The organism is Streptomyces sp. NPDC056948 (assembly GCF_042674225.1).
Classification (GTDB): Bacteria; Actinomycetota; Actinomycetes; order Streptomycetales; family Streptomycetaceae; genus Streptomyces; species Streptomyces purpurascens.
In genome coordinates this window covers 1-9,767 of sequence record NZ_JBHUQX010000366.1, presented here as the reverse complement: position 1 = coordinate 9,767, position 9,767 = coordinate 1, and the positions used below count along the sequence as shown (strand labels likewise).

The window sequence follows — 9,767 nt, the reverse complement described above, 5'->3', positions numbered from 1 at the left end:
GCTGCATGATGTGCCCATGCGTGCTGCCCGGCTCATCAAGATGGTGCTGCTCCTGCAGTCCCGGCCCGCCATGACGGCCGCCGAGCTCGCCCGTGAGCTGGAGGTGTCGGAGCGGACGGTGACACGGGACGCCCAGGCGCTGTCGGAGGCGGGCGTGCCGGTGTACGCGGACCGGGGCCGGGCCGGCGGGTACCGGCTGGTCGGCGGGTACCGGACGCGGCTGACCGGGCTGCACCGCGGCGAGGCGGAGGCGCTGTTCCTGTCCGGGGTGCCGGGGGCGCTGCGCGAGATGGGCCTGGAGGACGCCGCCTCGGCCGCTCAGCTCAAGGTGTCGGCGGCTCTGCTGCCGTCCCTGCGGGACGCCTCGAAGACGGCGGCGCAGCGGTTCCATCTGGACGCGCCGAACTGGTTCAAGGAGCCGAGGACGCCCGCGCTGCTGCCTGCCGTCGCCGACGCGGTGTGGGACGACCGGCGGGTCGTCGCGCGGTACCGGCGCGGGGAGGACGAGGTCGTCCGGGAGCTGGAGCCGTACGGGCTCGTGCTGAAGGCGGGCACCTGGTATCTGTGCGCGCGGGTGGCCGGGGGCGGGTCCTTCCGGGTGTACCGGATCGACCGGTTCACGGCGGTGGACCCGGGCGGGGAGCGCTTCGAGCGGGAGCCGGAGTTCGAGCTGCCCGCCTTCTGGGAGGAGCGGGCCGAACAGTTCGCCCGGTCCATCCTGCGGGCGCGGGTGGTGGTGCGGCTGTCCCCCGACGGTGTGCGCGGACTGCCGTACGCCCTCGACGCGCTGTCCGCGAGGGAGGCCCTGGCGGACGCGGACGGTCCGGACGGCGACGGATGGGTGACGGTGGCTCTGCCGGTGGAGTCCGAGGAGGTCGCCCACACGCAGTTGACGGCGCTCGGCGCGGAGGTGGAGGTGCTGGCGCCCGAGGGCCTGCGCGAGCGGTTCGCGGGGGACGCGCTGCGGCTGGCGGGGCTGTACCACCCCGAGCCCCCCGCATAACGATCCCGCGCACTCCGGGTGCGCCCGTGTGCCCCAGGGCCGATGCTTGTCCCGTGATGGACGAGACGGAGTTCTGGGAGCTGGTCGACGACGCTCGCGAGGCTGCCGAAGGCGACCCGGAGGAACAGGCCGACCTGCTCGTGGAGCGGCTCTCGCAGCGGGATCCGGACTCGGTCCTGGACTTCGCCCGTCACTTCGAGTCGCGCTACAACCGCGCCTACCGATGGGACCTGTGGGGCGCCGCGTGGGTGCTGCTCGACGGGGCGAGCGACGATGCCTTCGACTTCTTCCGGTGCTGGCTGATCGGCCAGGGCCGCCATGTCTTCGAGGGCGCCGTGCACGACCCGGACTCGCTCGCCGAGCTGCTGGACGACTTCGACGAGGAGATCGACGGCGACGGCGAGGAACTCGGCTACGCGGCGGACGAGGCCTACGAGCAGCTCACCGGCGTGGTCGCCCCCGATCTGGAGATCCCGCCCGCGCCCCCGGAACCGGAGGGCACCTCGCTCGACTTCGAGAACGAGCGGCTCCTCGCCGAGCGCTATCCCCGGCTGTGGGAGCGCTTCAGGGGCTGACTGCCAGGCTCCGGGTGCCGGACTTCACCGCGTGGTGCAGCGGGGCCGCGTTGGCCTGGTCGAGGGCGGACGCGGTGGCCGCCGCCGGGCCCAGGACGACGGTCGCGACCGCGCAGAGCACCGCCCAGGGGCCGCGCGTGGCCGCGCTCCAGGTGTGCGGGTTCTTCGTACGACCGTTGTTCATGGTCCCCACCTCCGGTCGGCTGCCTGTGAGGGTGACCGTAGGGGGCCGGGATCTGAGGACACTGCGCGCCGGCTGTGGCCTTGCTGTGGGTCCTTCGGCCGGTGCTGCAGACGGGCCGCCAGCTCTCTGATCTCCGGCAGGCGGGCGTGCAGGGCGGCGCCGGGGCAGCTCGTCATGTAGCCGTCGTTGTGGCCCGCGAGGGCGGGCAGTTTCGCGGAGGTGCCGGCCGCGTACCGGCTCAGGCCGTTGCTGGAGACCAGGCGGACGCTCGCCCGCGGGTCGGTGCCGGACAGGCCCAGTTTCCAGGCGGACAGCGCGGCGATGGCGTGCATCATGGCCCGCGGTACGGGCATGCCGGCGGTGAAGGTGCCGAGGGCGGCGATGCCCGTGGTGCCGTGGTTGAAGCCCTGGGTGTGGGCGCCGGTCACGGCACGCTCGACGCCGCCGGCGCGGCCCTCGTAGATGGTGCCGCAGCGGTCGACGACGAAGTTGTAGCCGATGTCGTCCCAGTCGCGGGTGCCGGTCTGGCCGGTGTACACGTCCCGGATGATGCGGGGCGCGTCGGCGCAGTCGTAGCCGTTGGGCGTGTCGGTGTGGTGGACGAACACGGCGCCGACCCGGGCGTCGTAGCGGGGGCGCGGCTGCTTGCGGGCGGCGTCGCCCAGCCAGTGCGATCGGGGCACGATGTGCGGCCGGGGGGCGGTGTAGGGCTTGGCGTCGGGGCGGGCCGCGGCCGCCCGTGGGGCGGTCTCGGCGGCGTTCTCGACGCCGTAGGCGCACAGCACCAGCGCGACGGCGGCGGAGAGGCCCGGCAGGCAGCCGAGGCCCACCCGGGCGGCGCGCGGCAGGCCGGTTATGCCGGGTGTCCTGGCGGCGCGGGGCCTGCGCGCACCCCGCCGTCTTCGGAAGACACGCATGTGCTCACTGTCGACCCGATCCGGTCCGTCCGCGATGTGTGATGTGCCACCCGGTGGAACCATCGTCACGGTCCGCGACGTTTTTCCGGATGCACGGACGCGTGGCCGGTTCTGATCATCCGCGCGCGTGTGACTGATCACCGGGCCCTCCCCCCACGTACTAAGGGGTTCCGAATGAAAGGCGGCGTGCGTGGACCTGCTCGACATCCTGCTGTTGCTGGTCGTCCTGGCCTATGCGGCGTCCGGGTACCGGCGCGGGCTGGTGGCCGGCTGTGTGTCTCTGGCGGGCTTCGTGGGCGGCGCGGCCATCGGCGTGTGGGTCCTGCCGTGGGTGATGGACCTGGTGACGCCGGGGACGACGGGGGCGACGCTGACAGCGGTGTTCACGGTGCTGCTCCCGGCGGTGGTGGGGCACGAGCTGGCGGGGCGCCTCGCGCTGCGGCTGCGGCGGGAGCTGGACAGAGGGCCGCTCAGAGTGGCGGACGGGATCGGCGGGGCCGTGGCCAACTCCGTCGCCGTGCTGATCGTGGCGTGGGTGGCCGCGAGCGTCCTGGGCGTGTCCTCGTCGCCGCTGGTCACCTCGGCGATCCGGGACTCGCGGCTGCTCGACGCCGTGCAGCGGACGATGCCGGACACCACGCCGGACTGGTTCTCGGGGGCCACGTCAGCGCTGACCCAGGCGGGCTTCCCGCAGGTCTTCAACCCGTTCGAGAACGAGTCGACCGCCGAGGTCGCCGCGCCCTCCGGTGACAGTGTCACAGCGGCCGCCACCAGCGCCGCCAAGCGGAGCACGGTGAAGGTCGAGGGCGTCGCCGGCACCCAGGGCCGCGAGGGCAGCGGGTTCGTGTACTCCCGGGAGCACGTGATGACCAACGCCCATGTGGTGGCCGGCATCGACGAGCCGACCGTGCAGATCGGCGGGGTCGGGCGGACGTACGAGGCGCGGGTGGTGCTCTTCGACTCGCAGAAGGACGTGGCCGTGCTGTACGTGCCGGGTCTGAAGGCCCCGGTGCTGCGGTTCGACGACGCGGCGGAGCGCGGCGACTCGGCGGTCGTCGCGGGCTATCCGGAGGACGGCGACCTGAACCTCCAGGGGGCGACGGTCGCGAACCGCGTGCGGGCGACGGGCCAGAACATCTACAACGACGGGACGGTCACCCGCGAGATCTACTCGATCCGCTCCACCGTCCGCCCCGGCAACTCCGGCGGCCCTCTCCTCACCACCGACGGCCGGGTCTACGGCGTCGTCTTCGCCCGCTCCACGTCGGACGCCGAGACCGGCTACGTCCTGACGGCGGCCGAGGTCGCCTCGGACGCGCGACGGGCGGCGGACTCGACGACCCCGGTGGACACGGGGGATCTCGCCGCGTCATGACGCCCGGTCGGGTGGCATCCGGTCAGGCGGCCGGCAGGGAGCGCCCCATGAAGACGTCGTCGACGTACGCCCCGTCGAGGAAGAACTCCTCCGGCAGGACCCCCTCCACCACGAACCCCTCGGACTCGTAGAGCTTGCGGGCCGGCGTGTTGTGCGCGAGGACGCGCAGGGTGATGCGCCGCGCCCCCTGCCGTCGCGCCTCCTCCCCCGCCGCCCTCAGCAGCGCCCGGGCGACGCCGTGCCCGCGCGCCTCCTCCGCGACGGCGAGCCCCCGGATCATCCGCACATGGGCGTTGCAGGCGAGCGACGTCGCGATCCCCAGCCGCAGATAGCCGGCCACGGCTCCGTCGAGCTCGGCGACGAGACATTCCTGCGACGGGTCCCGCTCGGAGAAGAAGGGACCGTACGGCGGCTCGGGGCGGGGCTGGACGGCGTGCAGATGCGACCAGGTGGCGCGGTCGAGCAGCCCCAGCGCCTCCTCGTCGTCGAGCCGTGCGGGTCGTATGTGCGGAGTCGGCATGGCGGTCACGTTACGTCGGCGAGACCGGTTCCCGACGGGGCTTTTACGGAGGTGACCGGCAAGATTGAGCCATGCGACGCATCGCGGTGACCGGCGCCTCCGGTCTGATCGGCAGCGCTCTGGTGCGGTCTCTGACCGCGGACGGGCACGAGGTGGTGCGCCTGGTGCGCCATGAGCCCCGGGCGGCGGACGAGGTCCGCTGGGACCCGGAGGGCGGGCGGGTGGACGCGGCCGGGCTCGCCGGCTGCCACGGGGTGGTGAACCTGGCGGGGGCCGGGGTCGGCGACCGCCGCTGGACGGACGCCTACAAGCGGCGGATCCGCGACAGCCGGGTGAACGGCACGGCGGCGCTCGCCGGGGCTGTCGCCGCGCTGGACGAGAAGGACCGGCCGCGGGTCTTCGTGAACGGCAGCGCCATGGGCTACTACGGCGAGACCGGGGACCGGACCGTCGACGAGAGCGCACCGGCGGGTGAGGGCTTCCTGCCCTCGCTGTGCGTGGACTGGGAGGGCGCCACGGCACCGGCCCAGGAGGCCGGTGTACGCACGGTGTTCACGCGGACCGGCCTGGTCGTGTCCCGCGACGGCGGTGCGTGGGGGCGGCTGTTCCCGCTGTTCCAGGCGGGGCTCGGCGGGCGGATGGGCGACGGGCTGCAGTACTGGTCGTTCATCGCGCTGCACGACGAGGTCGCCGCGATCCGGCATCTCATCGACACGGACGGTCTGTCCGGGCCGTTCAACGTCACCGCGCCGAACCCCCTGACGAACCGTGAGATCACCGAGGTGATGGGACGCGTGCTGCACCGTCCGACGCTGTTCGCCGTGCCCGCGCCCGTCCTGCGGAGCGTGCTCGGCGAGATGGCCGGGGATGTGCTCGGCAGCGCCCGGGTGCTGCCGACGCGGCTGCTCGAGTCGGGCTTCCGGTTCGCCTTCCCGGAGATCGAGGGGGCGATCCGGGCGGCGCTGTGACGGTTCCCGGCCGTCCCGGGGCAGCTCTTCGAGTCACCCACAAGCGCGCTGCGACCACTTCATGCCCACAAGGCATCCGTATGCGACCACCGTGCGACCGTGCCCTGTTGATGCGCGACCCCATTTGACCGATCACAGCCCTACCCTCGACCAGAACTCGCGTATCCCTGCGGCCTGTTGAGGGCATGACGTCTCCAGCGCCCGCGCAACCTCGAGGAGGGGCACGTGCTTGAGCCCGCGTACCAGGCGGACGTGGTCGTCGTGGGGGCCGGGGTCGCCGGACTCTCGGCCGCGAACCGGCTCACCCGCGCAGGAGTGACGACCATGGTCCTGGAGGCCGGCCACGGGGTCGGCGGCCGCATGGCGACGGAGAAGGTCGACGGCTTCCGGCTCGACCGCATCGGCCAGTTGCTGTCCACGGCGTATCCGGAACTACGACTGACACCAGGCCTGGGCGGGCTGGTGCTGCGCCCCTTCGCGCCCGGTGTCCTGCTGCACGGCGACGGACGCCACCATCGCGCGGGCGTCCAGGCGGGCGCAGGGGGCGCACGGGGCGCACTCCATGCGGTGCGCGCCCTGGCGAGCGCCCCCCGGTCGCCGGCCGCGCCCAGGCCGCCCAGGAGGCCGGTGGCCGTACCGGGCCGACAGGTCTCCGTCCCCCGGAGCCGGTCCGGCGCCCCGCTCGGCACGGCCGTCGACCAGGCCCGGCTGGGTGCCGCTCTCACCCGGCTGGCGAGTACACCGGCCGAACGACTGCTGGCCCGACCGGAGCGGCCCGCCGGTGAGGCCCTGGCGGCGCGCGGGCTGCCCGCCCGTACGATCGACGGCTTTCTGCGTCCGCTGCTCGCGGCCCTGCTGTGCGACCCGGACCTGACCACGTCCAGCCGGTGCGCGGACCTGGCGCTGCGGGCCTTCGCGAGCGGCCGGCTCTGCGTACCGGAGGGCGGCGCCGAGGCCCTGCCGGAGCTGCTGGCACGCACGCTGCCGCCGGGCACGGTGCACACCGGCGTGCGTGTCACCTCCGTCTCCACGACCTCGGTGACCACCGCCGAGCACGGCGAGATCCGCTGCCGGGCGGTCCTGGTGGCGACCGATGCCCGGGCCGCCGCCGAGCTGCTGCCCGGGCTGCGGGTGCCGGAGTTCCATCCGGTGACGGTGGTGCATCACACGACCGACGAGCCGCCGGAGACGGGGGCGTCGCTGCTGCTCGACGCGGATCTCGGCGGGCCGGTCGCGCACACGGCGGTGGTGAGCCGTGTCGATCCGTCCCGGGCGCCGGCCGGGCGGGCGCTGGTGTCTTCGACGGTGCTGGGGCGGCCGCCGGGGGATGTCGACACGGCGGTGCGGATGCACTTGGCGCGGTTGTACGGGATGCCGACGGCTCGGTGGGAGACGTTGGCCGTGCACCAGACCGTGGAGGCCGTGCCGGCGATGCGGCCGCCGCATGATCTGCGGCGGCCGGTGCGGTTGATCGCCGGGCTGTATGTGTGTGGGGATCACCGCGATACCAGTACGGTCCAGGGGGCTTTGCACTCTGGACATCGGGCGTCTGCGGCGATCTTGGCGGATCTGGGGGCGGGGCGGTCCATGCATGTTGCCGATCCGCTGCCGACTGTGCCTCGGGCTGCGTAGGTGATTCGTCGGCTGCGGGTGCGCGGGGGTTGATCGCGCAGTTCCCCGCGCCCCTACAGAAGGGCCGCTACCTTGTCGCGGTACGTCCGCACCGGGGCCGCGTCCTTGTACGGCTCGAGTCTCCTTTCGAAGTCCCTCACGTACTCCACCGCCCGCACCGAACGCATCTCCGCTGCCTGGCCCGCCGCCTCCGCTCCTAGTTGGCAGGCCTGGTCGAGTTCGCCCAGGCCCAGGCGGGCGGTGGCCAGGACGACGCGGCAGAAGAGGCGGCTGCGGGCGTAGGAGGGGGCGCGTAGTTGCAGGGAGCGTTCCGCGTGCTGGGCGGCGGCGCGGAACTGCTGCAGGTCGCGGTGGCAGTGGCCGAACTCGTCGGCGAGCTGTGCCTCGTCGAAGAACTTCGCCCAGTGCGGTACGTCGTCCCCGGGCCGGGCCGTCTCCAGGGCGCGCTCGGCGCGGACCAGGGCCGCGGTGCAGGCCCGGACCTCGCCCAGCACCCCGTGCCCGCGCGCCTCGGAGGCGTGCAGCAGCGTCTGCACGACGGGCGGGGCGGAGGTGCCGACGCCCTGCTGTGCCACGCGGGCGAGCTGCACGGCCTCCCGCCCGTGCCCGAGGTAGACGGCCTGGCGGCTCATGGTGACCAGCACATACGCCCCGTACGTCCGGTCCCCGGCCGCCTGGGCGAGCCGGAGCGCCTGCACGAAATAGCGCTGGGCGAGTCCGTGCGCGGCGATGTCGTACGACGTCCAGCCCGCGAGCCGGGTCAGGTCGGCGGCGGCCGCGAACAGCCGGCGGCCGGTCTGCTCGCCGTAGGTGCCGCGCAGCATCGGCTCGCACTCGTGCTCCAGATAGCGCACCAGGGCCTGGCGGGCGTGACCGCCGCCGTAGGCGTCGTCGAGGGTGCGGAAGAGCTCGCCGACCGAGCGCAGGGCGGCGATGTCACCGGCGGTGACCTTCTGGCCGGGTCCGCGCTCGGCCTGGCCGCGCTGGCGGGGCAGGGACGGTACACCCGGCTCGGCGGTCGCCGGGAGGCGGACAGGCGTGCGGCCCTGGGCCGGGATGCGGGCGGCGGGCGGCTCGCCCCGGGCGACCTTCTCGTCGGCCCGGCCGATCAGCCAGTCCCGGCTCGGCACGACGAGCCCGGCCGGGGTGAAGGCGATCTTGCGCAGCTCGGCGTGGCTGCCGGAGTCCTTGCGCCACAGCCCGCTGACGATGTCGACGGCCTCCTCGGGGGTGGCCGCGAACTCCAGCCCCGCGTAGACCGGGGCGCAGGCGTCCAGGCCGAGATCCTGGGCGCTGAGGCGGCGGCCCAGGCGCCGGGTGAAGACCTCGGCGATGAGGGCGGGCGTGGTGCCTCGGGGCTGCTGGCCGCGCAGCCACCGGGTGACGGAGGTCTTGTCGTATCTCAAGTCGAGCCCGTGTTCGAGACCGAGCTGGTCCACGCGACGGGCGAGTCCCGCGTTGGAGAACCCCGCTTCTGCGATGAGCGCGGCGAGCTGTCGGTTGGGGGTGCGCTGCGCGGGTCGTTCCGTCATGGTGCGGTGCGGTCTCCTGCCTTCCGGTGTTGGTGATGTGCCGGATTGCGTGTGAGCAGGCCTTTTGGCTTGCTGGACGGCGCGAATGTAGCGGAGAGTAAGCACCCCATCACACATTTTCACGGACATTCATCCGATCGTGTGAGGATTGGCCCCGGGACTGACGTGTTCGGGCCGGACGTACAGTGGCTTGGGCGCGATAGGTGCCTGACACACCCGTCCGAGGGAGGCGCTTGCCGTGAGTGGGTTGCGGTTCGTCCGCATGGGGTTCGGTGACGAGGCCGTCGAGTACCAGGAGGCCTGGGACGAGCAGCGCCGGGTGCACGCGGCCCGGTTCGCCGACGAGATCTCCGACACGGTCCTGCTCCTGGAGCACCCCCCGGTCTACACGGCGGGACGGCGCACGGCGGACAACGAGCGGCCCCTGGACGGCACGCCGGTCGTCGACGTGGACCGCGGCGGCAAGATCACCTGGCACGGCCCGGGCCAGCTGGTGGGCTATCCGATCCAGAAGCTCCCCCGCCCGGTGGACGTAGTGGCGCACGTACGCCGCCTCGAAGAGGCCCTGATCCTCACCTGCGCGGAGTTCGGCCTGGAGACCAGCCGGGTCGAGGGCCGCAGCGGCGTGTGGGTCCTGGGCGACCCGGTCGAGCGGCGCCCCGCGCTCGTCGGCGGGCTGGCCCTGGACTTCGACCCGCGTCTGCACGACGAGGAGTTCGACCCGCGCCTGAACGGCCCGGAGTACGCCCCGTCCAACGCGGGCCAGCGCCGCGAGGACCGCAAGATCGCCGCGATCGGCATCCGCGTGGCCAAGGGCGTCACCATGCACGGCTTCGCGCTCAACGTGAACCCCGACAACAAGTGGTTCGACCGGATCATCCCCTGCGGCATCCGCGACGCGGGCGTCGCCTCCCTGGCGAACGAACTGGGCCGCGACGTGCCGATCGCCGAGGTGCTGCCGGTCGTCGAGCGCCACCTGAGGGACGTACTGGGGAACGCGGAGCTGAAGCCGCGGGAGATCGAGAAAACACCGGCAACCGTCAGCCCGTCCGGCGCTTGAG

General features: G+C 73.3%; 10 protein-coding genes. 6 read left to right on the top strand and 4 right to left on the bottom strand.

Annotation, left to right across the window (positions count from 1 at the left end; genetic code table 11):
• The first annotated feature begins 16 nt into the window (after window positions 1-16).
• Window positions 17-1,003, top strand: coding sequence for a helix-turn-helix transcriptional regulator (locus ACFTZL_RS34380; protein WP_382591054.1), 987 nt, complete (start codon window positions 17-19; stop codon window positions 1,001-1,003).
• Window positions 1,004-1,056: 53 nt separating this feature from the next.
• Window positions 1,057-1,578, top strand: coding sequence for a DUF4240 domain-containing protein (locus tag ACFTZL_RS34375; protein WP_382591051.1), 522 nt, complete (start codon window positions 1,057-1,059; stop codon window positions 1,576-1,578).
• Here the strand turns inward: ACFTZL_RS34375 and ACFTZL_RS34370 are convergent.
• Window positions 1,568-1,762 (bottom strand): hypothetical protein, encoded by a 195-nt coding sequence (locus ACFTZL_RS34370; protein ID WP_382591048.1) that lies wholly within the window; start codon window positions 1,760-1,762, stop codon window positions 1,568-1,570. The genes ACFTZL_RS34375 and ACFTZL_RS34370 overlap by 11 nt on opposite strands.
• Entirely contained in the window at window positions 1,759-2,679 is a 921-nt protein-coding gene (locus tag ACFTZL_RS34365) for a peptidoglycan recognition protein (protein WP_382591045.1), read from the bottom strand. Before ACFTZL_RS34365 ends, ACFTZL_RS34370 begins: the two co-directional genes overlap by 4 nt.
• 190 nt (window positions 2,680-2,869) lie before the next feature.
• On the opposite strand from ACFTZL_RS34365, the gene ACFTZL_RS34360 reads away from it, so the two are divergent.
• Complete coding sequence (locus ACFTZL_RS34360; RefSeq protein WP_382591042.1) at window positions 2,870-4,054, top strand: MarP family serine protease; 1,185 nt, start codon at window positions 2,870-2,872, stop codon at window positions 4,052-4,054.
• Window positions 4,055-4,076: 22 nt separating this feature from the next.
• On the opposite strand, the gene ACFTZL_RS34355 is transcribed toward ACFTZL_RS34360, so the two are convergent.
• Window positions 4,077-4,574 carry a GNAT family N-acetyltransferase gene (locus ACFTZL_RS34355; protein WP_382591039.1) on the bottom strand — a complete coding sequence of 166 codons (498 nt, stop codon included), beginning with the start codon at window positions 4,572-4,574 and terminating at the stop codon, window positions 4,077-4,079.
• A gap of 71 nt (window positions 4,575-4,645) precedes the next feature.
• Between ACFTZL_RS34355 and ACFTZL_RS34350 the strand changes: the two genes are divergently transcribed.
• Both ACFTZL_RS34350 and ACFTZL_RS34345 read left to right on the top strand, forming a co-directional pair.
• Window positions 4,646-5,542 carry a TIGR01777 family oxidoreductase gene (locus tag ACFTZL_RS34350; protein ID WP_382591036.1) on the top strand — a complete coding sequence of 299 codons (897 nt, stop codon included), beginning with the start codon at window positions 4,646-4,648 and terminating at the stop codon, window positions 5,540-5,542.
• A gap of 225 nt (window positions 5,543-5,767) precedes the next feature.
• On the top strand, window positions 5,768-7,174 hold the full coding sequence (locus ACFTZL_RS34345) for an NAD(P)/FAD-dependent oxidoreductase (RefSeq protein ID WP_382591033.1): 1,407 nt from the start codon (window positions 5,768-5,770) through the stop codon (window positions 7,172-7,174).
• 53 nt (window positions 7,175-7,227) lie between these two features.
• On the opposite strand, the gene ACFTZL_RS34340 is transcribed toward ACFTZL_RS34345, so the two are convergent.
• A complete protein-coding gene (locus ACFTZL_RS34340) occupies window positions 7,228-8,706 on the bottom strand; it encodes a regulator (protein ID WP_382591030.1) in 1,479 nt (492 codons plus the stop codon).
• Between the two features lie 238 nt (window positions 8,707-8,944).
• Here ACFTZL_RS34340 and lipB point away from each other — a divergent pair, with 238 nt between their 5' ends.
• Window positions 8,945-9,766, top strand: a complete 822-nt coding sequence (lipB, locus tag ACFTZL_RS34335) for a lipoyl(octanoyl) transferase LipB (protein WP_382591027.1) — start codon at window positions 8,945-8,947, stop codon at window positions 9,764-9,766.
• Window position 9,767 lies beyond the last annotated feature (1 nt).